Origin of the sequence: Pseudomonas sp. JUb52, assembly GCF_004341115.1 — a bacterium.
Lineage (GTDB): Bacteria > Pseudomonadota > Gammaproteobacteria > Pseudomonadales > Pseudomonadaceae > Chryseomonas > Chryseomonas oryzihabitans.
In genome coordinates this window covers 62,899-83,900 of the sequence record NZ_SLYS01000007.1, presented here as the reverse complement: position 1 = coordinate 83,900, position 21,002 = coordinate 62,899, and the positions used below count along the sequence as shown (strand labels likewise).

Genomic DNA, 21,002 nt, shown 5'->3' with positions numbered 1-21,002 from the left:
CTCCTAGAGCTATAGGCCACGATCTCGCGAGCTAGAGCCAAACAAGGCGAATACAGCTGAGGACGCGGAGTTTACGAGTGGTAAATGAGCAGTCCGAAGCGGTATTCAACGCAGGTTGGCCGACGCGCAGCAGATCGTGAAAAGCGTTACCAGCAGACGAAGCCGCCATCGACGATGAGATCCACCCCGGTGCAAAAGGATGCGGCCGGGCTGCAGAGGAAGATCGCCGGACCGACCATTTCCTCCACCTCGGCCATGCGGCCCAGGGGGGTCGTCTGCTCGAAGATCCTGACCTGGTCGGCCACCTCGGGACGGGTGTTCATCGGCGTGGCGGTGTAGCCGGGGCTGATGCAGTTGACGCGGATGCCGCGCTCGGCCCATTCCATCGCCAGGCTCTTGGTCAGGTGGATGACCCCGGCCTTGGAGGTGTTGTAGTGGGCCTGCAAGAGGCCGCGGTTGACGATGCTGCCGGACATGGAGGCGATGTTGACGATGGCGCCCTTGCCGCGCGGCAGCATGACCCGCGCCTGGGCCTGGCAGCTGAGCATCACCCCGGTGAGGTTGATGTCGAGCATGCGCTGCCAGCGCTCCAGCTCCAGCTCCTCGGCCGGCTGGGCATTGGCGATGCCGGCGCTGTTGACGGCGAGACTCAGGGGGCCGAGTTCGGCCTCGGTACGGGCCACCGCGGCTTCCAGATCCGCGGCGCTGGTCACCGAGCCTTCCAGGGCCAGGGCGCGGCGGCCATGGGCCTGGATCCGCTCGACGGTACCGGCGAGGTCGCGGCTGCCCGGCAGGTCGAAGCAGGCCACCTGGGCGCCGGCCTCGGCGAGACCGACGGCGATGGCCTGGCCGATGCCGCTGCCGGCACCGGTGACGAAGGCGGTCTGGCCGCCGAGATCGAAGAGACGCATGTAAGAACTCCTAGTCAGGCGGTCGCCAGTTCCATCACGGCCACCGGAGTGGCCTGTTCACGTTCGAGAATGCCCATCTGCTGGCCACGGCTCATCACCATGACCCGGTGCGACAGGCCGAGGACCTCGTCGAGGTCCGAGCTGACCACGATCACCGCCATGCCGGTGGCCGCCAGTTCGGCGATCACCTGGTAGATGGCGGCGCGGGCGCCGACGTCGATGCCGCGGGTGGGCTCGTCGAGGATGAAGACCTTGGGGTTGCGCGCCAGCCACTTGGCGATGATCACCTTCTGCTGGTTGCCGCCGGAGAGGGCGGCGATGGCCTGCTCCGGCTGGCCCTTGACGCCGAGTCGCGCCACCGCTTTGCGGGCGAAGGCGCGCAGGCCGCCGGGTGAGACCCAGCCGCCGCCGGCGAGCAGGTCGGTGTTGCCGTAGATGAGGTTTTCCTCGATGGCGTGATCGACCACCACGCCCTGCTGCTTGCGATCCTCGGGCACCAGCACGATGCCGGCGTGGATGGCGTCGTAGGGACTGGCGAAGCGGCAGGCCTGGCCTTCCAGCACCAGTTCGCCGGTGACCTGCTCGGCCGCGCCGGCGATGGCGCGGACCAGCTCGGTACGGCCGGCGCCGACCACTCCGGCCACGCCAAAGACTTCGCCCGCGCGCACGCTGAAATCGATGTGCTTGAGCGGCATCTCGCGGCAGCTCAGGCCCTTCACCCGCAGCACCTCGCGGGCAGCGGGCGCCGCCATGGCCGGGAAGATGCGTTCCACGCTGCGGCCGACCATCTCTTCCACCAGTTGCCGCACCGGCACCTGGGCGGTGGCGTGCAGGGCGATCTGGCGACCGTCGCGCAAGACCAGCACCCGGTCGGCGATGCGCGCGATCTCTTCCAGGCGATGGCTGATATAGATGAAGGAGACACCCTCGGCCTTGAGCCGCTCGACCTGGGCGAACAGCAACTCGGTCTCTTCGCCACCCAGGGCCGCGGTGGGTTCGTCGAGGATCAGCAGGCGCGCCTTGAGGGTCAGCGCCTTGGCGATCTCCACCAGTTGCTGGGCGGCCACGCTGAGGCCGGCCACGGTACGCGTGGCGGGTACCTTCAGGCCCAGGCGATCCAGCTGGCGCTGGGCTTCGGTTTCCATGAAGGAGCGATCGATGCGGCCACCGCGCATGGGCAGGCGACCGACGAACATGTTCTCGGCGATGGTCAATTCCGGCAGCAGGCGGATCTCCTGGTGGATCAGGCCGATGCCGGCGGCCAGGGCGGCGCCGGGGGAATCCGGAGCGTAGTCGCGACCCAGCCAGGTCATGCGCCCGCCGGCCTCGGGCGGCACCAGGCCGGCGATGATCGACGACAGGGTGGACTTGCCGGCGCCGTTCTCGCCGAGCAGGGCCAGGACCTCGCCGGGCTGGATGTCGACGTCCACGCCGCTCAGCACCTCGATGCCGGCGTATTTCTTGCCGATGTTTCTCAGGCTGAGGGCCGCGGGCTGTTCCAGGGGCATGACGGCGGACATGGAGCCTCCGAAGGGGGAGCTGAAACGGTGCCTCCCGCGGGAGGCACCTGGGGCATGGGCTGGCGGCGGCGGCCGTTACCCGCCGCTGGCCAGACGCACCGTTACGGGTGGTTCTCGATGAAGGGGGCGACGTTATCCTTGGTGGTCAGGATCGCCTCCTGCAGCTGCTCCTTGGGCACCTGCTTGCCTTCCTTGAGCGCCACCGCCGACTCCAGGGCCATGCGCCCCATCTTGCGGGTCTGCTGGGTCATGGTGGCGGACAGGGTGCCGGCGGCCACGGCCTTGAGGCCAGCCACATCGCCGTCGAAGCCGACGATGGTCACCGGATGGTCGAGGTTGGCCACCTTGACCGCCTGGGCGGCACCCAGGGCCATGGCGTCGGCACGGCCGAAGAAGACGCTGATGTTGGGATCGCGCTGGAGCATGTCCTGGGCCACGGCGAAGCCCTTATCCTGGGCCCACTCGGCGGGCTGCTGGGCGACCACCTTCAGCTCGGGAAACTTGGCCAGGCCTTCGGCGAAGCCCTTGGCGCGATCGTTTTCCGGCGTGGTGCCGATCTGACCCTGGAGGATGGCGACGCGGCCCTTGCCGTTGGTGACCTTGCCGACGTATTCGGCCAGGGTACGGGCGGCGCCGACACTGTCGCTGGCGATGAAGGTGTCACCCGGGGCGTCGGGGGCGTTGCGGTCCACCGCCACCACCGGGATGCCGGCGGCCTTGGCCGCCTTGACCGGGACACCGGCGGCGGTGGCGCCGGCCGGGATATAGATCAGGGCGTCGACCTGGCGGGTGATCAGGTCCTGGATCTGGTTGACCTGGGTCGCCGAGTTGCCCTGGGCGTCCACGGTGATCACCTTGATGCCCTTGGCCTTGCCCTCGGCCTCGACGGCCTGCTTGATCTGGTTGAAGAAGTCGGCCTGCAGGTTGGCCACGGCCAGGCCCACCGTGAGTTCCTTGGCCTGGGCATTGAGGGCGCCGGTGCAGGTGATGGCGGCGAACAGGGTACTGAGCAACAGCTTCTTGGGGGTCAGCATGGATGGCACTCCGTTGTTATTGTTGTACTGCGGTGACGAGACGAAGCCGATCTGATCTAGCGCTGCCCGTTACGGCGGCGCAGGGTGTCCAGGGTGACGGCCAGGGCGATGACGATGCCGATGATCACCTGCTGCACGAAGGGCGAGACCCCCAGCAGATTCAGGCCGTTGCGCAGCACGCCGATGATCAGCACCCCCACCAGGGTGCCACCGACGCTGCCGACGCCGCCGCTGAGGCTGGCGCCGCCGATCACCACCGCGGCGATGGCATCCAGCTCCATGGACAGGCCGGCGCTGGGCTGGGACGAATCCAGCCGCGCGGCCATGGCCACCGCGGCCAGGCCCGCCAGGGCGCCGCTCAGGGCATAGATCCAGACGGTGATAGTGCGCACCTTGATGCCCGACAACCGCGCCACCTCGGCGCTGCCGCCCATGGCATAGAGGTTGCGGCCACCGGCGCGAAAGCGCAGGAACACCCAGGCCACCAGCAGCATCAGCAGAAATAGCCCGACGGTGACCGAGAGGAAGCCGAAGTGCCGCACCGTGGCCAGGCTGGTGAACCAGTCGGGAAAGCCGACGATCTGGCGCCCATCGGTGAGGATGTTGGCCAGGCCGCGGGCCACCGACATCATGGTTAGGGTGGCGATGAAGGCGGGCAGGCGAGCGCGGGCGATGAGCAGGCCCGAGACCAGGCCGCAGACCAGGCCGCCGAGGATGGCGGCGGGAATCGCCAGACCCAGCGGCCAGCCGATGTCCTGATAGAGCCAGCCCAGCAGCATCATGGCGAAGGCCAGTACCGAGCCCACCGACAGGTCGATGCCGCCGATGACGATGACCAGGGTCATGCCGATGGCCAGGATGCCGAGCACGGTCACCTGGTCGAGGATGTTGAGGGCGTTGCGCACGGAGAAGAAATACTCCGAGGCAAAGGAGAACACGGCGATCAGCAGCGCCAGGCCGATCAGCGGACCGCCGACGTTGCGCGGCAGGCGCAGGGCCAGGCGGGCGAGGGGCTTGGCGGGTGGCGAGGCGGTCGGGGCTTTGGCGTCCACGCACTTCTCCTGAGGTTATTGTTCTTGTGTCTGGCTCGCCTGAATATTTATGCGTGCCTGATTTTTAATTCAGACTCCGCCTGTTCCGGATGGAAGTCAAGCGCCTTTTCATCGCCGCGCGCCGAACGCGACGGCCTCGGCAATCCCGCATCCTGCCCCGCATTCTATCCGTTCATCCGGCCGCCAACGGTCCCTCCTGGCTATTGACGGCCCTGTGGATTGAGGTCTAAATGATAAATATATTTTCAGTGACGAATAAATATTCATAAGACGCCCACTGAAACCTCGGCAGGCGTCTGCTCCACTGCAGCTTCGGATACCCGAGGGGGTCGCCTGATGAATCCGTTCCAGTACGACGTCGCGCAGATTCGCGAAAAGGCCCGGCTGATCCGCCGGCGTGTCATCCAGCTCAACGCCGCTTCGCCTGCCGGCGGCCATACCGGGGCGGATCTGTCGGAGACCGACATCCTCGCCACCCTTTACTTCCGCCTGCTCGACGTCGCCCCGGAGCGCCTCGCCGATCCCCAGCGCGACATCTACATCCAGAGCAAGGGCCACGGCGTCGGCGGCCTCTATTGCTGCCTGGCCGAGGCCGGCTACTTTCCGCCGGAATGGCTCGATACCTACCAGCATTTCGACTCCCACCTGCCGGGCCATCCGGTGCGGCAGAAGACCCCTGGCATCGAACTTAATACTGGCGCCCTGGGCCACGGCCTGCCGGTTGCCACCGGGATCGCCCTGGCTGCCCAGCGCGACAGGAGTCCGCGCCGCGTCTATGTGCTGACCGGCGATGGCGAACTGGGCGAGGGCTCCAACTGGGAGTCGGCGCTGACCGCCGCCAAGTACCGGCTGGACAACCTCACGGTGATCGTCGATCACAACCGCCTGCAACTGGCCGGCCCCACAGCTGAGATCCTGCCGCTGGAGCCCCTGGCCGAGAAGTGGCGCGCCTTCGGCTTCCATGTGGTCGAGTGCGATGGCAACGACGTGGCCCAGCTGGTGGAGACTCTGGAAGTCCTGCGCGAACACCGCGGCCAGCCCCAGGTGCTGATCGCCAATACCGTCAAAGGCAAGGGGGTTTCCTTCATCGAAGGCAAACCCGAATGGCACCACCGGGTGCCCAAGGGCGACGAGATCGCCGCTGCACTGGAGGAGCTCGACCATGGCCACTGATACCCAGACCCCGGGCGAAGCCCATCTCGCCAGCGTCATGGTCGAGGCCTTCATCGCCGCGGTGGACGCCGGCGTCGACCTGGTGCCGGTGGTGAGCGATTCCACCTCCACGGCCAAGATCGGCCCCTTCGTCAAACGCTTCCCGGAGCGCCTGGTCAACGTCGGCATCGCCGAGCAGACCCTGGTCGGGGTGGCCGCCGGCCTGGGCCTCGCCGGCAAGGTGGCGGTGACCTGCAACGCCGCGCCCTTCCTGATCTCCCGCGCCAACGAACAGGTCAAGGTGGACGTCTGCTACAACAGGTCCAACGTCAAGATGTTCGGCCTCAACGCCGGGGCCAGCTACGGTCCCCTGGCCAGCACCCACCACAGCCTCGACGACATCGCCGTGATGCGCGGCTTCGGCAACGTGGAGATCTATGCCCCGGCCGATGGCGCCGAATGCCGGCAGATCGTCGAGCACGCCCTGGCCCATGACGGTCCGGTCTATATCCGTCTGGACGGCAAGGCGCTGCCCGATCTGCACGGGCCCGACTATCGCTTCGTGCCCGGTCAGGTGGACGTGCTGCTGCCAGGGCACGACGTCAGCCTGGTGGCCCTGGGTTCGGTGGTCCACGAGGCCGTCGAGGCCGCGCGGCAGCTGGCCGAGCAGGGCGTCAGCGCCCAGGTGATCAATCTTTCGTCGATCCGTCCGCTCCGGCGCGAGGCCCTGCTGGAAGCTCTCTGCGCCGCTCGCGGTGGGGTGGTTACGGTGGAAGAGCACAATGCCAACGGTGGGGTGGGCAGCCTGGTCGCCGAGGTCATGGCCGAGGCCGCGCTGGGCGTGCGGCTGATCCGCCTGGGCATCGCCGATGGCGAGTATGCTGCCGCCGGCGGCCGTGGGCCGACCCGCGCCAAGCACGGCATCGATGCCGCCGGCATCGTCGCCGCGGTACAGCGCCTGCGCTGAGGCCAAGGCGTCTGCCACAAGAACAACAACAGGAGCTGCCATGGCCGCCGAACCGCTGATCCTCGCCCTCGACGAGGGCACCACCAATGCCAAGGCGATCCTGGTGGATCGCGCCGGCCGGGTCGTGGCCCGCAGTTCCCGGCCGCTGACCGTCCAGCATCCGCAGGCGGGCTACGCCGAGCAGGACCCCCTGGCCATCTGGCAGGCCCTGCAGGGTGCCATCGGCGACTGCCTGGCCCAGACGGACGCCCCCCTGGCGGCCATCGCCATCAGCAACCAGCGCGAATCCGCCCTGGCCTGGGAGCGCGGCAGCGGCCAGTTGCTCGGTCCGCTGGTGAGCTGGCAGTGCAAGAGATCCCAGCCGCAGTGCGAAGCCTTGCACGCTGCCGGCCACGGCGAGCTGATCCTGCAGCGCAGCGGCCTGGCGCTGGATCCGATGTTTTCCGCCGGCAAATGGCGCTGGCTGCTCGACCAGATCCCCGACGGCACGGCTCGCGCCGCCGCCGGCGAGATCTGCCTGGGCACCGTGGACAGCTGGCTGCTCTGGCAACTCAGCGGCGGCGCGAGCTTTCTCATCGACGCGGCCAACGCGGCCCGTACCCAGTTGCTCGACTTGCGCGGCGGTGACTGGGATCCGCAGCTGCTGAAGCTGTTCGGCATTCCCCAGGCGGCCTTGCCGGAGATCCGCCCCAGTGCTGGCTGCTTCGGCGAGACCCGCGCCCAGGGTCCGCTGCCGGCCGGTCTGCCGATCCTGGCGATGATCGGCGATTCCCATGCGGCGCTGTTCGGCCAGGGCGGTTTCGTCCCGGGCAAGGTCAAGGCCACCCTGGGCACCGGCTCCTCTTTGATGACGCCCATCGCCGAACCCGTGGTCTCCGCCCATGGCCTGGCCACTACCCTGGCCTGGCGCCTGGGCGCGATCCCGACCTTTGCCCTGGAAGGCAATATCGTCCACACCGGCGCCGCCGTGGGCTGGACGGCGCGGCTGCTGGGTGGCGCGGGAGAACTGGAGGCCCTGGCCGCCGAAGCCGCGGCGCTGCCGGACAATGGCGGTGTCTACTTCGTCCCGGCGCTGGGCGGCCTGGGTGCGCCGCACTGGCGGGCCGAGGCCCGTGGGCTGTTCTGCGGCCTGGCCGAGAACTGCGGTCGGGCGCACCTGATGCGCGCGGCCCTGGAGGCCATCGCCTACCAGATCCGTGATGTCTTCGATGCCATGCAGCAGGACAGTCCGACGCCTTTGGATGAACTCTGGGTGGATGGCGGCGCCACGCGCAACGAATGGCTGCTGCAATTCCAGGCTGATCTCCTGCAGCGCCCGGTGATCTGCAGTCTGTCACCGGAGGTCTCGGCCCTGGGCGCCGCCCACCTGGCCGGCCACGCCCTGGGCTGGTGGCAGGACGCCGCGGCCCTGAGCGATCTCGAACGGCCGCGTCGGCGCTACGAACCCCGCGCCAATACCGTGCAGGAACTCTACGCCGGCTGGCGCCAGGCCCTGGCGCGGACACTGCTGTAAAGACCCTAGGTTGGGTTGAGGCGGCTCCATCGCCGAAGCCCAGCGTTGGCAAACGCTGAGGCACCGTTGGGCTTCGCTGCGCTCAACCCATCCTACGACGGCCCGGGTCGCCTGGCTCAGGTCGGCAGGGTCATGAAGATCTGGGTGCCCTGGCCGGGGCGGGAGACCACGCCGATGCGGCCGCCGTGCTGGCGGATGATTTCCTTGCACAGGGCCAGGCCCAGGCCGGCGCCGCCCTTCTGGCTGCCGATCTGCACGAAGGGCTCGAATACTCGACCCTGCTGGGCGTAGGCGATACCCTCGCCATTGTCCTGCACCGCCATCAGCAGCTGATCGTTCTGGCGCAGCGCCTGGATGACGATACGGCCACCGGCCGGGGTATGGCGCAGGGCATTGCTCAGCAGGTTGTCGAACACCCGGCCCAGTTGCTTGGGGTCCAGGCTGACCCGTGGCAGCGGCGTGTGCAGCAACTCGACGGCCAGCTCGACATCGCGCTCGCGGGCCTCGTCGGCATGGCGGGCGCGGGCTTCTTCGAGCAGGTCGCCGATCTCGCTCGGCAGCTTTTCTGGACGCTGCAGGCCGCTCTGGTGGCGCGAATAGTCCAGCAGGTCGTTGATCAGCTGCACCAGGCGATGGGTTTCCTCGTCCACCGTCTGCAGCAGAAAGGCCTCGCGGGATTCCGGTGCCACCTTGAGACGTTCGCGCAGCAGACCGAAGGCCATGTGCATGCCGGTGACCGGCGTGCGCAATTCGTGGGAGGCGCGCAGCACGAATTCGTTGCGCACCCGATCGAAGGCGCGCTGCTCGGTGACATCGCGCAGCACCATCAGCGCACCCACGCTGCGGCCATCGGCGTGGTTGACCGGGGTCAGACTCCAGGCCAGCAGCCGGACCTCGTCGTCGACCCGGATCTCCAGGTCTTCGGGCGCCGCATCCAGGGCGCCGCCGGCCAGCACCCGTTGCACGCTGGTCTCGATTTCGGGTCGTTCCAGGGCGGCGATCAGGGATTCGCCCAGGTGATTCTCGTTCCAGCCCAGCTGGCGGCAGGCCACTGGATTGGCGTGTTCGATGTTGCCCTGGGGATCGAGGATCACCAGGCCGTAGTCGATGCTGTCGAGCACTGCCTGCAGGCGCCGCTGGCCGGCCACCAGGGCCTCGACATTGGTCTGGCTGAGGCGGTGCAGAGCCTGGGCCATGTTGCCGAAGCGGCGGCTGAGCAGGGTGAATTCGGCGATCTGCGAAGTGGGCAGCTGGACGTCGAAGTTGCCCTGGCTGATGCGCTCGGCAGCCTTGGCCAGACCGTCGATGGGGCCGGTGAAGCGTCGGGCGATGCCGTTGGCGGTCACCACCCCGGTGACCAGGATGGCCACACCGATCAGCGCCAGCAGCAGGGCGATGATCACCGCCCGGTCATGGGCCTCGTTCTGCATGCGCTCCAGGGTCACCACATAGCTTTTTTGCAGGTCGTAGATGCGATTGCGCAGGGCGTCGAGGGTCTGCTGGAAATCCGGATCGGCGCGCAACTGGTTGTAGCCGCCGGGCGGCGCGCGCAGATAGTCGGCGAAGCGCTCGTAGCGGCGCTTGACGTCTTCCAGCACCGCCAGCTGCTCGGGCTTGTGCATCTCGCCCTGGACCAGGTGCAGGTTCTGTTCGAAGCGCTGCTGGGCGGCGACCAGGACCTGGGGATCCGGGGCGCCATCGAGCATCTGGAACAGGCTGTTGCTCAGCTCCTGGCGCATGTTCAGCGTCAGGTTGATGAAGTCCAGATTGCTGCGGGTCTGGACGCTCTGCTCGCGGGCCAGGTGCAGGACGCTGACCAGGCCGACCAGCAGCCCGATGAGGGCCACGGCGATCAGGGCGGAGATGCTGAGAAAGAGGCGGGTGTGCAACTTGATCGGCAGTTTCATAGCCCGTACTGCTTGCGTTTTCGATAGAGCGTGGACGCGTCGATGCCGAGGGTCTTGGCGGCCTGGTCGAGGGTCTCGCTGGTGGCCATCACCGCGGCGATGTGGGCGCGCTCCAGGGCTTCCAGACTCAGGGCCTCGCCGACCCGCGGCGCGCTGGCGGCGCCGCTGCTGGCCGGGCTGTCACCCAGGCCCAGGTGATTGACGTCCACCAGGTCCTGGCCGCAGATGATGCTCGCCCGTTCGATGACGTTGCGCAGCTCACGGACGTTGCCTGGCCAGCCATAGTTGCGCAGGGCGTCCAGGGCAGCCTCGCTGAAGCCATGGGCGGGTCTGTTGTAGTCCTTGACGAAGCGGGCAAGAAAACGCTCGGCGAGATCGACGATGTCTTCCTTGCGCTCGCGCAGCGGCGGCAGGTTGAGCACGATGACGTTGAGGCGATAGAGCAGGTCTTCGCGGAATTCGTTTTCAGCCACCATCTGTTCTAGGTTGCGGTTGGTGGCGGCGAGGATGCGCACGTCGGCTCGACGGGTCACTGGATCGCCGACGCGCTCGTATTCCTTGTCCTGGATGAAGCGCAGCAGCTTGGGCTGCAGGGCCAGGGGGAAGTCGCCGATCTCGTCGAGGAAGAGAGTGCCGCCATCGGCCTGGCTGACCCGGCCGAGGGTGCTCTCGCTGGCCCCGGTGAAGGCGCCGCGGGTATGGCCGAACATCTCGCTTTCCATCAGATCGGCGGACAGCGACGGGCAGTTGATGGTGACGAAGGTCTTCTTGGCGCGCCGACTCCAGGCGTGGATGGCGCGGGCCAGTTCACCCTTGCCGGAACCGGACTCGCCGAGGATCAGCACGTTGGCATCGGTGGTGGCGACCTGCCGGGCGGTCTCCAGGATGCTCATCATCGCCGGGCTGCGCGAATCGAGACCGGCGCTGGACTTGCGCACTTCGCCCTCGAGGGCCTCCAGGCGCGCCGAGAGCTGGCGGAATTCCAGCTGCTTGGCCGCCGCCATGCGCAGCTGGTCGGGACTGCAGGGCTTCACCAGGTAGTCGGCGGCACCGGCCTGCATGGCATCCACCGCAGTGTCGATGGCCGAGTGAGCGGTGACGATTACCACCCGCATCCAGGGCGCTTGGATACGCATTTGCTGCAGCACGTCCAGACCATTGTCTGCGCCCAGTCGTAGGTCGAGAAAGCAAAGGTCGTAGACCTGACGCAGGAGCAGGGCTTCGGCCTGGGCCGCGCTGTTGGCCGTGGCCACGCTATAGCCGGCGTCTTCCAGGCAGAAACGAAAGGTCCGCAGGATGGCGGCTTCGTCATCCACGAGCAGGATACGACCGCTGGTTTGTTCCATGACGGGAGAACTCCAGGCCACAGGGGCCGAAAAGCGCTAAAGGACAGGGCTGGCAGTTAGTCCATCATACATCGTGCAAGTTGCAATCCGCAGGACCATCGGGCCATCCAGGCGTGATGTAACGACCATCGTGCAGATCGCAACCCGCAGGCGAGAAAGTGGCAAGAAGCCGATTTCCGGCGAGCACCGGAGGGATTTTTGGCCGCCTTTTATCGTTGCGCTTGCCTTCGGACTGGCCTAGTGCCCCCAGATCGCCCCCTGGCCATCATGCAAAACGCAATGGCTCAGGCGTTGCACCTTGCAAGGTGCAAGTGGAGAGGTTTCTGGCTAAACGTATAAGCTATTGTTTTATAAAGTAAAAATAGTTTTCGAAAAGCTGGCACGCAGTCTGCAGTCTCCTTGGCAAGCCGGCCTCAGGGCCAACGGATTGCAGGAGATACCCGATGATCAGCCAGACCCTTCGCAAGCACTTGGTAGGTACTGCGCTCTTCGCTTGCTTCGCCAGCGCTGCCGTCGCTGCCCCCCAGGGCCAGGACGTCAGCCGCGAGCAGGCACTCATCGCGTCCACTCGCATTGCTGCCCAGGCCATGGTGCCTGCAGCCAAGCCGCTGGCAAGTCAAGGCCGTGGGGAACTCAAAGCCATCCCGGCACAGTCCAACGGTGACCGTCTGGTGAAGCAGACCCGCTGGGTATTCTGAGGTCATGACCATGATGTGGATGCTGCTGATGATCTTGTTGTTCGCTGCAGCGGCGGTCGTGACTGGGATGTTGCTCAGTGCTTTGATGATGGGTCGTGCGCTCAATCAGACGCACAACCTCAATGGTCTGGATCTCGATCTGACCGATGTGGAACCACGGATGGCGAGTCTGGATACCCAGGATTTCGCTAATAAAACCACTGCTCGCTGGACAGGTGCTGTCGTCCGCTGAGTGCACTTGCAATACATAGGAGAAACACCATGCTGAGCTGGGCTATCACTTTCCTGATCATCGCGATCATCGCAGGCGTCCTGGGTTTCGGTGGCATCGCCGGTACCGCCACCAGTATCGCCAAGATCCTGTTCGTGCTGTTCCTGGTGCTGTTCGTGGTGTCGTTCTTCATGGGTCGCCGTCGTCCCTGACGGTCGAGCCATGAGCAAGACGAGCAGCCGGTCGTAACGACCGGCTGCTGAGGCTCTGTCATCGGATTGCAGCTTTAAGCCGATTCAATGGACAACCTCGAAGTCGTCTCCTAACCCGAGACGCAAGGGCCACATGGTCGGGACGCTCTGCAGTAGGGGAGGGTTCCAAGAGTACAGGGAGTACTTTCGCACTCGCGGCGGACTGGGCTGGTTACGACCACACCCCTGAATTCGACCGGTTTCGTCTCTATCGAAACCCGCCGACGTCAGGGGTGTTGTCGTTTGGGAGAGGAAAAGTCGAGCGTTCGGCAGGATTCAACCCTGCCAGAAAGCCTCCCACCAGGAGCGCTCGCCGCGGGCGTCTTCCAGAACCACCGTGCAGGTAGTGCCGGCCGCCAGCAGCAGGCCCTCGGGCACCGGGTCCAGGGCGATGCGCACCGGCACCCTCTGGGCTAGGCGCACCCAGTTGAAAGTGGGATTCACATCGGCAGTGAGTTCACGACTCTGGGGATTGTCCCGGTCATAGATGCCGCGGGCGATGCTTTCCACGTGACCCTGCAGCGTCTGGCCGCTCATCAGGCGCATCTCCGCTGCCGCACCGACCCGCACATGGGGCACCTTGGTCTCTTCGAAATAGCCATAGACCCAGAACGAATGGGCGTCGATGACGGCCAGCTTGGGCGCGCCCGCGGCGGCATAGTCGCCCTTGAATACCGAGAGGTTGGTGACGTAGCCATCCACCGGCGCCAGCACCCGCGTGCGCTTGAGATTGAGGCGCGCCGATTCCAGCTGGGCTTGGGCCTGGCGCAGATCGGCTTCGGCCGCCAGGGCCGCGCTGCTGGCGTCTTCGCGGTTTTCGCGGGAGACCACCAGGCTGTCGATGTCGGCGCGGCGGCGGGCGTTCTGCTGACGCATGGCCAGGGTGGCCTTGCGCGCGGCGACCGTGGCCTCCGCCTGATGCACGGCGATCTCGTAGTGCTCCGGATCGATCTGCAGCAGCAGGTCGCCCTTTTTGACCCACTGGTTGTCGCGTACGGCGATCTCGGTCACCAGGCCCGCCACGTCGGGCGCGATGGTGATGACCTCGGCGCGCACCCGGCCGTCGCGGGTCCAGGGATCGTTCATGTAGTGCACCCAGAGCAGCCGACCAAGGATCAGCGCCAGGCAGACCACCAGCAGGGTAAAGAGCACGCCGAAGAGTTTCTTGAGGATCATGGCAGGAGTCCTAGCGATAGACGCACAGCGCCAGGGCGCAGTAGAGGCAGATGAACAGGGCCAGGCGCAGCAGCGCCGGATGCCAGACGACGTGATAGAGACCGACCGCGGCGAGCACCCGGTCCAGCGCCCAGGCGAGCAGGGCGGCGACCAGGAACAGCACCGTCACGGTGGGCAGGTAGAGGCCGTGGAAGGCGATTTCACGTGGCATGGGGGATCTCGAGATAGCGGGCCAGCGGCCCCTGGGGATCAAGCAGGGCGCTGCGGATGAAGTACAGATCGCTCTGCACCTGGCGCAGCGGCGACTCGTCATAGGGCAGTTCCGGCGGTTCGGTCACGACCGTCACGGCGGCCAGGGCCGCATCCACCGCCGCCAGCGCCCGGCGCAGATTTTCCGCGCCGGGCTTGAGGAAGAGACGCACCAGGGCGCGTCCGACCACGCGGATGGCCTGGCGCCAGGCGCTGCCCTCGGCATAGCGTGGCGCGCTCGGCAGCCGCGCCTGCAGCTGGCGCAGCTCGATCACCGCATGGCCGATCTCCAACACCGCGAAGGCCCAGCCGATCAGGCGCCGCTGAGCCTCGCCGCGTCCGGCGCTGACGCCATAGGCCTGGTTGAGCAGGTCGCGGGTCTGGCCCTCGAAGGCCGGCGCCAGGTGCGGCAGCGGCGCGCTCACCGCCCGTACCAGCTGCTGGCGCAGGTCCCGTTCCAGCCGGCGCCACAGCCAGGGGCTGTTGGGCGGCAACAGCACCGCCGAGACCGCCGCGGTGATCACCATCGACAGGACCACGGCGATGCCATTGTTGATGAAGGCATAGGCGTCGTAGACCGGCGGATTGTCGGGAATCGAGGTGAAGCAGAAGAACACCAGGCAGCCCAGGCCATAGCCCATCCAACCGGGGCGCAGGGAGATCCAGGTGCCGAGCATGAACACCGGCGCCAGGGTCAGTAGCAGCAGCGGCAGACCGGTGATCCAGGGAAAGACGAAGAAGGTCAGGAAAAAGCCCAGCACCACGCCGCCGCTGGCGCCGACGGCCATCTGCAGCGCCGTGCGCTTGGGATCCGGCGAGGCCGAGGCCAGGGCCGAGACGGCCGCGGCGTTGAGCGCCAGCATGCCGCCGCTGGGATAGGCACTGGCGATCCAGAAGGCGCCCAGTACCAGCACCAGAAAGGCGCTGCGGATACCCGTGACCGCCGCGCCCAGGGCATTGGCCTTGGCCACGAAGCGCGGCTTCCACTGCTCGCGGCTATGCCGGGGCGCAGCCAGGGAGGCATGGGTCTGCAAGTAGCCATGCCATTCGCCGGTGAAGCGAAAGAGCAGTTCCACGGCGGTCTCGAAGTCGCGCCGGTCGGTTTCGCTCAAGGGTGGCAGCTCGGCACGCAGGGCGCGGATACGTGGTCGCAGACCCTGGTGCAGCTGTTCCAGGCGCGCCGCGGCCGTCAGGGCAGCACGGTCGGTGAGCGCCTGGCCGCGCCATTCCTCGAACAGTTCCAGCAGCGGGGCCCATAGGCGTTCGAGGGCTGCCAGTGGCAGCTGGGCGTCGCGCTCGCGCAGGCGCATCAGCAGGCGGCTGAGGGCATGCAGGCGGGTGGTCAGGCCCATGAATTCGGCATTCAGCCGGGCCAGGCGGCCGCTGCGCATGCGCATGTGCGGGTCTTCGAAGGCCGAGGCGCTGCGCAGGCTTTCCAGCCCCACCGCCTCGGCGGCCAGACGTACGCCCGCGGCTTCCAGGGTGGCCCGGTCGAGGCGACCGCGCAGGACGTCGGCGGCCAGCCCGGCGAAGCCGCCCATGCGCCGATAGAGGGTCGCGCGCATGGCCGTGGCGCTGGTCTGCGGAAAGACCGCCGCGCTCACCGCGCCGCTGCAGAGCACGCCCAGGGTGATGGCCAGCACCCGCATCACCGCCGACATGAAGGCGGTGTCGGCATTCAGCGCGGCAGGAATGCCGATCAGCGCGGCGGTATAGCCGGCCAGCATGCAGGCGTAGCTGCGAAAGTCCCGGTAGCGCGCCGAACCGGCCACACAGAGGCCGATCCACAGCGCCAGAAAGATCAGGAAGGGCACCCGTTCCTGGGCGAACAGGGCGATCAGCACCAGCATCACTGCCAGCCCCAGCAGGGTGCCCATGACCCGGTAGAAGCTCTTGGCCAGCACCTGGCCGCTCTGCGGCTGCATGACGATGAACACGGTGATCACCGCCGAGCTGGGGTGCGGCAGTTGCAGGCGCATGGCCAGCCAGAGGGTGAGGCTGGCAGCGAGCAGCATCTTGGCCTGATAGAGCCAGAGGCTGCCATCGCTGCGTGCCCAGGCGCCGAGGGCCTGGCGCAGCGGCGCGCCGGCGGCGGTGCCCGTACTCACCGGGGCGCTCGCTCGACGGCCACGCGCGCCGGCACCAAGTCGCGGTCGCCCGGGCCGCGTTCGAGGTCCGCGCCGCCGCCGAGGGCGACCAGGGCAGCGGCCTGGGCGGCCAGGTGCAGGGCATGCACCTGGGCGGTGACCCGCTGCTGGGCGAACAACCGGGTCTGGGCGTCGAGCACGTGCAGGTAGTCGGTCAGGCCGCGGCGAAAGGCCTCGCGGGCGATGTCGTAGGTGCGCTGGGCTTCCTGACTGGCCTGGTCGGCGAGGGTGGCCTGCTTGGCCGCCGAGTCGGCCTTGATCAGCGCATCGGAGATGTCCTTGAGGGCGTCCACCAGGGTCTGGTTGTAGGCGCTGACGGCCATGTCGTAGGCCGCCGATTCCGCGCCGAGACGACTGCGCAGAGCGCCGCCGTCGTAGATCGGCAGGGAGAAGGCGGGACCGATGAAGGAGCCGGTCTTGGCGTGGGTCAGCATCTCGCTGAGGCGGCCCAGGGTCAGGAACTGGCCGACGTTGGCCACCAGGTCGATGTTGGGATAGAAGCTGGCACGGGCGACGTCCACGCCCTTGGCCGCGGCGGCGATCTGCCAGCGGCGCGCCACCACGTCCGGGCGCTTGCCGACCAGTTCCAGGGGCAGACTACTGGGCAGGCGCGGCGCCGCGCCCAGGGTCAGCCGCGGCCGTTGCAGGCGGGCGCCGGCACCCGGGCCCTTGCCGGCCAGGGCGGCGAGCTGGTTGCGATCCAGTGCCAAGGTCTCGTCCAGGGCTTCCAGCTGGCGTTCGGTCTCGGGCAGCAGGGCACGCGCCTGGCTGACCTCGAACTGGGTGCCGAGGCCGCCGTCCAGCTGGCGCTGGGCCAGGTCGGCCAGTTGCCGTTGCTGCTCCAGGGTGGCGGCGAGGATGTCGCGCTGGTCGTGGTGCAGGGCGAAGCCGATGTAGCTGCGGACGATGTTGCCGGTCAGCTCCAGTTCGGCGGCGCGCACCTCGGCGGCGGCCTGGTGCGCCTGGTCCAGCGCCTGGGCACTGGCGTCGCGCTCGCGGCCCCAGAAGTCCAGGGCATAGCTCAGGCCCAATTCGGCATTGTTGTTCCAAGTGGTGCGATCGGCCAGCTCGCCCGGGCCATAGAAGCCGTCGGTGGGCCAGCTGTAGCGCTTGAAGGCGCCCTTGGCCTCGACCTGCAGGGCCTCGCGGGATTCGGCCAGGCCGGCCAGGGACTCGGCGCGGCGCACCCGCGCGGCAGCCGTGGCCAGGCGCGGATTGTCGGCTAGGGCGGCGCTGATCCAGGCATCCAGCTGGGGATCGCCATAGGCGCGCCACCACTGGCGCTCGGGCCAGGCGGCCTGGCCGGCGGCGGCCTGGATGGCGGCATCGGTGGCCAGCGACTGATCGTCGAGACGCTGCGCCTGGGGCGCGTTGTGACCGGTACCGATACAGCCGGCCAGCAGGGTCGCGAGGGCGACCACCGTGAGCGCAGGCCAGGCTCTGCTAGAGAAAGGCAACACGTGGGGGGTCCGTTGGCAACAAGGCCATACCTGCGTCTGGCGTGAGACGGCGCAGCGCGGCTGGCGAGATGAGCTGGAATTGAAGAGGACGCCTGTAGGAGACGCCTGTAGCGGACGCCCGCGAACCAGGCGGTCAGCGGACGTTACCATTAGGCTGCTAACGATTCTATAAAATTCCCGGGTGGCCGATTAGCGCGCGAACCGGCGAATCTTTGTTTCACATACTGAAATAATATGGAGAATGACGCTTTTCCCGACTGTCGAGGCGGCATGGACACCCTGCACAACATGCGCGTTTTCGTCGCCGTGGTGGAGAGCGGCAGCTTCACCGGTGCGGCCCAGACGCTGCAGACCACCACGGCCCACGTCTCCCGGGCGGTGGCCCATCTGGAAACCCATCTGCGCACCCGCCTGCTGCATAGGACGACGAGACGCATCGCCCTGACCGAGGCCGGCCAGCGCTACCTGGCGCGCTGCGAGCAGATCCTCGCCTATGTTGAAGAGGCCGAAGCCGAGGCCGGGCACGCCCAGGCGCGGCCCGAGGGACGGCTGCGGGTGCACAGCATGACCGGCATCGGTCAGCACTATGTGATCCGCGCCATCGCCGGCTATCGCGCCCTGTACCCCGAGGTGCGCTTCGACCTGACCATGGCCAACCGCATCCCCGATCTGCTCGAAGAGGGTTTCGACCTGGCCATCGTGGTGGCGGCGGAGTTGCCCGATTCCGGCTTCGTCTCCCAGCAGATCGGCCACACCTACAGCATCCTCTGCGCCTCGCCCGCCTACCTGCAGGAGCATGGTCAGCCGCAGACGCCGGCCGAGCTGGCCCACCACGCCTGCCTGAGATTCATCAGTCCGGTGGTGTCCTTCGACCGCTGGCACTTCGAGGGCCCCAACGGCCCGGAAACCTATCGCATCGGCGAGACCCCCTTTCAGGTCAACGTCGGCGACGCCATGACCGAGGCCCTGCGTCAGGGGCTGGGCATCGGTGTGCTGCCGCTCTATTCGGCGGTGGACGGCCTGCGCGATGGCAGCCTGGTGCGGGTGCTGCCGGCCTATCGCCTGCAGCGGCTCAATGCCTATGCGCTCTATGCCTCGCGGCAGTACCTGGATGCCAAGATCCGCACCTGGGTGGCCTATCTGCGCGAACAGATCCCCGGGGCACTGGAAGCGGACGAGGCCTTCGTGCGCGCCGTCAGCGAAGTCGTCGGACAAGCGCATTGAGATCAGCGGGGCGCTTGGACTAAGCTCGGAGAAGGCCGGGCCGCGCGCCGGGTCATAGTTAGTAAGCTATTGAAATATCGCCCGGTATCGCGGTCCTGAGGGCGACAGGATGGCTGCTCGACGGCACGCTCCGCTATCGTCGAGGTCCATGTCCCGAGTCGGTGCCCACGCCGACGGACCGCCGTGCAGGACGGCCGGATCATGCAGGCGGTCAGGGACCGCCGTCAGCGCCACGGGAGTCCAATGAGCGCCCCAGCAGGACCCACTCTGAGATTCGCCGACCAGCCGCTCAAGGGCATCGCCCTGATCTGCCTCGCGGTCTGGCTGTTCGCCTCCCACGATGCCCTCTCCAAGTACCTGTCCGGTTTCTATCCGGTGGTCATGGTGGTCTGGGCCCGCTATCTCTCCCACACGCTGCTGATGATGGGCATCTTCATCCCGCGTTCGGGGCTGGCGGTGATCCGCACCAAGAGACCCGGCCTGCAGGTGCTCAGGGCGCTGTGCCTGATCGGCTGCAGCCTGTTCTTCACCACCGGGCTGCGCTACCTGCCGATGGCCGAGGCCACGGCGGTCAACTTTCTCGCGCCGCTGATGGTGACGGCGCTGTCGGTGCCGCTGCTCAAGGAAACCGTGACCCGCAGCCAGTGGGCGGCGGTGCTGGCCGGTTTCATCGGGGTGCTGATCATCGTGCGGCCGGGTGGCCAGCTGTTCACCCCGGCGGTGCTGCTGCCGGTCTGCTCGGCGGTGTGCTTCGGTCTCTACCAGCTGCTGACGCGCCTGCTCAGCGGCATCGACAGCCCCACTACCAGCAACTTCCTCACCGGCATCATCAACACCCTGGTGCTGAGCAGCGTGGTGCCCTTCTTCTGGGAGATCCCCACCCTGGGCCACGGCTTCATGCTGGCCCTGCTCGGCCTCTTCGGCATGTCCGGCCACCTGCTGCTGACCCAGGCCTTCCGCTATGCGCCGCCGGCGCTGCTGGCGCCCTTCAGCTACGGCCAGATCGTCACCGCCGGCATCATCGGCTATTTCTTCTTCGGCCATGTGCCGGACAGTGGTGCGCTGATCGGCATCCTCATCATCTGCGCCAGCGGCCTGGCGGTGGCCTGGCAGCAGAGTCGCAAGGCCTCCAGGGCCAAGAAGGCCCGGGCGGTGCCGGCGGCGCAATCCGAGGCGCTGCCGGAAGTGGTGGCCGATGCCGCTACGGGCGCTCCGGCTCAGCGCAGTCCGTAATCGGCGATGATGCCGACGAGGATCGCCAGACCCGCCCAGTGGTTGTGAAGGAAGGCCTTGAAGCACACCAGGGGATCACGGCCACGGGTGACGTGGAATTCCCAGGCGAAGCAGCCAGCCGCCACCACCAGCCCCAGGTAGAACGGCAGGCCCAGGCCGAAGCGGCCGCCGGCCAGCGCCAGGCAGAACAGGGTCAGGCCCTGCAGGGTGGCGATGATCACCCGGTCGGCGTCGCCGAACAGGATGGCAGTGGATTTCACCCCGATCTTGAGATCGTCTTCGCGGTCGGCCATGGCGTAGTAGGTGTCGTAGCCCACCGTCCAGATCACGTTGGCCACGAACAGCAGCCAGGCCGCCGCCGGCAGCTGGCCGGTCTCGGCGGTGAAGGCCATGGGCATGCCCCAGGAGAAGGCCGCGCCGAGCACCGCCTGGGGGTAGTAGGTGTATCTCTTCATGAAGGGATAGAGCGCCGCCACGCCAAGGGCGCCAAAGGACAGCCAGACGGTGGTGGCATTGGTGCAGAGCACCAGGCCGAAGCTGAGCAGCACCAGCACGGCAAAGAACAGCAGGGCTTCCTTGGGCGAGATGCGCCCGGTGGCCAGGGGGCGGTTCCTAGTGCGGGCGACGTGGCCGTCGAAATTGCGGTCGGCGAAGTCGTTGATCACGCAGCCGGCCGATCTCATCAGCACCACGCCGAGCACGAAGATCAGTAGATTCTTCAGACTCGGCACGCCCTCGGCGGCGATCCACAGCGCCCAGAGGGTGGGCCAGAGCAGCAGATAGATGCCGATGGGGCGGTCCAGCCGGGTCAGCTGGACGAAGTCGCGGATGCGCTCGCGACGGGGGCGCGTGGCGATCACCCGGGCGCTGGGCTCGGGGCCGCGGGGCGCGGCGGGACGGCGATCACGGGGGCGGGAGGCGTTCTTTTTCATCGGACGGCTGCATGGCGAA

At 67.4% G+C, this 21,002-nt stretch carries 19 protein-coding genes; 8 read left to right on the top strand and 11 right to left on the bottom strand.

What is annotated here, in order from left to right:
• Nucleotides 1–146: 146 nt before the first annotated feature.
• The 4 genes from EC839_RS13515 to EC839_RS13500 all read right to left on the bottom strand — a co-directional run bounded on the left by EC839_RS13515 (nucleotide 147) and on the right by EC839_RS13500 (nucleotide 4,517).
• The gene (locus EC839_RS13515; protein ID WP_007160195.1) at nucleotides 147–911 is read right to left on the bottom strand and encodes an SDR family oxidoreductase; all 765 of its coding nucleotides are present in this window, start codon (nucleotides 909–911) and stop codon (nucleotides 147–149) included.
• Nucleotides 912–925: 14 nt separating this feature from the next.
• Nucleotides 926–2,431: a sugar ABC transporter ATP-binding protein gene (locus EC839_RS13510; RefSeq protein WP_007160196.1), complete on the bottom strand. Its 1,506-nt coding sequence runs from the start codon at nucleotides 2,429–2,431 to the stop codon at nucleotides 926–928.
• A 101-nt stretch (nucleotides 2,432–2,532) separates the two neighbouring features.
• Entirely contained in the window at nucleotides 2,533–3,465 is a 933-nt protein-coding gene (locus EC839_RS13505; RefSeq protein WP_007160197.1) for a sugar ABC transporter substrate-binding protein, read from the bottom strand.
• 56 nt (nucleotides 3,466–3,521) lie between these two features.
• Nucleotides 3,522–4,517, bottom strand: coding sequence for an ABC transporter permease (locus EC839_RS13500; RefSeq protein WP_007160198.1), 996 nt, complete (start codon nucleotides 4,515–4,517; stop codon nucleotides 3,522–3,524).
• Between the two features lie 336 nt (nucleotides 4,518–4,853).
• Between EC839_RS13500 and EC839_RS13495 the strand changes: the two genes are divergently transcribed.
• Genes EC839_RS13495 through EC839_RS13485 form a run of 3 tightly spaced genes read left to right on the top strand, consistent with a single transcriptional unit; the run spans nucleotide 4,854 to nucleotide 8,149 of the window.
• Nucleotides 4,854–5,690: a transketolase gene (locus EC839_RS13495; RefSeq protein WP_007160199.1), complete on the top strand. Its 837-nt coding sequence runs from the start codon at nucleotides 4,854–4,856 to the stop codon at nucleotides 5,688–5,690.
• On the top strand, nucleotides 5,680–6,636 hold the full coding sequence (locus EC839_RS13490; protein WP_007160200.1) for a transketolase family protein: 957 nt from the start codon (nucleotides 5,680–5,682) through the stop codon (nucleotides 6,634–6,636). Before EC839_RS13495 ends, EC839_RS13490 begins: the two co-directional genes overlap by 11 nt.
• 40 nt (nucleotides 6,637–6,676) lie before the next feature.
• Nucleotides 6,677–8,149, top strand: a complete 1,473-nt coding sequence (locus tag EC839_RS13485) for an FGGY family carbohydrate kinase (RefSeq protein WP_132832644.1) — start codon at nucleotides 6,677–6,679, stop codon at nucleotides 8,147–8,149.
• Nucleotides 8,150–8,265: 116 nt separating this feature from the next.
• Here EC839_RS13485 and EC839_RS13480 read toward each other — a convergent pair whose 3' ends face one another.
• Complete coding sequence (locus EC839_RS13480; RefSeq protein WP_007160202.1) at nucleotides 8,266–10,056, bottom strand: ATP-binding protein; 1,791 nt, start codon at nucleotides 10,054–10,056, stop codon at nucleotides 8,266–8,268.
• Nucleotides 10,053–11,402: a sigma-54-dependent response regulator transcription factor AlgB gene (algB, locus tag EC839_RS13475; RefSeq protein ID WP_007160203.1), complete on the bottom strand. Its 1,350-nt coding sequence runs from the start codon at nucleotides 11,400–11,402 to the stop codon at nucleotides 10,053–10,055. The genes EC839_RS13480 and algB overlap by 4 nt, the downstream gene beginning before the upstream one ends.
• A 443-nt stretch (nucleotides 11,403–11,845) precedes the next feature.
• Here algB and EC839_RS13470 point away from each other — a divergent pair, with 443 nt between their 5' ends.
• From EC839_RS13470 to EC839_RS13460, 3 genes are read left to right on the top strand one after another with little or no spacing between them, the layout of a single operon-like run.
• Nucleotides 11,846–12,100 (top strand): hypothetical protein, encoded by a 255-nt coding sequence (locus EC839_RS13470; protein ID WP_007160204.1) that lies wholly within the window; start codon nucleotides 11,846–11,848, stop codon nucleotides 12,098–12,100.
• Nucleotides 12,101–12,110: 10 nt separating this feature from the next.
• On the top strand, nucleotides 12,111–12,332 hold the full coding sequence (locus EC839_RS13465; protein WP_177416730.1) for a hypothetical protein: 222 nt from the start codon (nucleotides 12,111–12,113) through the stop codon (nucleotides 12,330–12,332).
• A gap of 29 nt (nucleotides 12,333–12,361) precedes the next feature.
• On the top strand, nucleotides 12,362–12,523 hold the full coding sequence (locus EC839_RS13460; RefSeq protein ID WP_007160206.1) for a DUF1328 domain-containing protein: 162 nt from the start codon (nucleotides 12,362–12,364) through the stop codon (nucleotides 12,521–12,523).
• A gap of 315 nt (nucleotides 12,524–12,838) precedes the next feature.
• Here EC839_RS13460 and EC839_RS13455 read toward each other — a convergent pair whose 3' ends face one another.
• The 4 genes from EC839_RS13455 to EC839_RS13440 are packed head-to-tail and all read right to left on the bottom strand — an operon-like array spanning nucleotide 12,839 to nucleotide 17,591.
• Entirely contained in the window at nucleotides 12,839–13,738 is a 900-nt protein-coding gene (locus EC839_RS13455) for an HlyD family secretion protein (RefSeq protein ID WP_007160207.1), read from the bottom strand.
• A gap of 10 nt (nucleotides 13,739–13,748) precedes the next feature.
• On the bottom strand, nucleotides 13,749–13,949 hold the full coding sequence (locus EC839_RS13450; protein ID WP_007160208.1) for a DUF1656 domain-containing protein: 201 nt from the start codon (nucleotides 13,947–13,949) through the stop codon (nucleotides 13,749–13,751).
• Nucleotides 13,939–16,095 carry an FUSC family protein gene (locus tag EC839_RS13445; protein ID WP_007160209.1) on the bottom strand — a complete coding sequence of 719 codons (2,157 nt, stop codon included), beginning with the start codon at nucleotides 16,093–16,095 and terminating at the stop codon, nucleotides 13,939–13,941. The genes EC839_RS13450 and EC839_RS13445 overlap by 11 nt, the downstream gene beginning before the upstream one ends.
• Nucleotides 16,092–17,591, bottom strand: a complete 1,500-nt coding sequence (locus EC839_RS13440) for an efflux transporter outer membrane subunit (RefSeq protein WP_039975656.1) — start codon at nucleotides 17,589–17,591, stop codon at nucleotides 16,092–16,094. The genes EC839_RS13445 and EC839_RS13440 overlap by 4 nt, the downstream gene beginning before the upstream one ends.
• 273 nt (nucleotides 17,592–17,864) lie before the next feature.
• On the opposite strand from EC839_RS13440, the gene EC839_RS13435 reads away from it, so the two are divergent.
• On the top strand, nucleotides 17,865–18,818 hold the full coding sequence (locus tag EC839_RS13435) for a LysR family transcriptional regulator (protein WP_007160211.1): 954 nt from the start codon (nucleotides 17,865–17,867) through the stop codon (nucleotides 18,816–18,818).
• A gap of 243 nt (nucleotides 18,819–19,061) precedes the next feature.
• Nucleotides 19,062–20,051, top strand: a complete 990-nt coding sequence (locus EC839_RS13430) for a DMT family transporter (protein WP_007160212.1) — start codon at nucleotides 19,062–19,064, stop codon at nucleotides 20,049–20,051.
• On the opposite strand, the gene ubiA is transcribed toward EC839_RS13430, so the two are convergent.
• A complete protein-coding gene (ubiA, locus tag EC839_RS13425) occupies nucleotides 20,036–20,983 on the bottom strand; it encodes a 4-hydroxybenzoate octaprenyltransferase (protein WP_007160213.1) in 948 nt (315 codons plus the stop codon). The two genes, EC839_RS13430 and ubiA, sit on opposite strands and share 16 nt — an antisense overlap.
• Nucleotides 20,984–21,002: the final 19 nt, after the last annotated feature.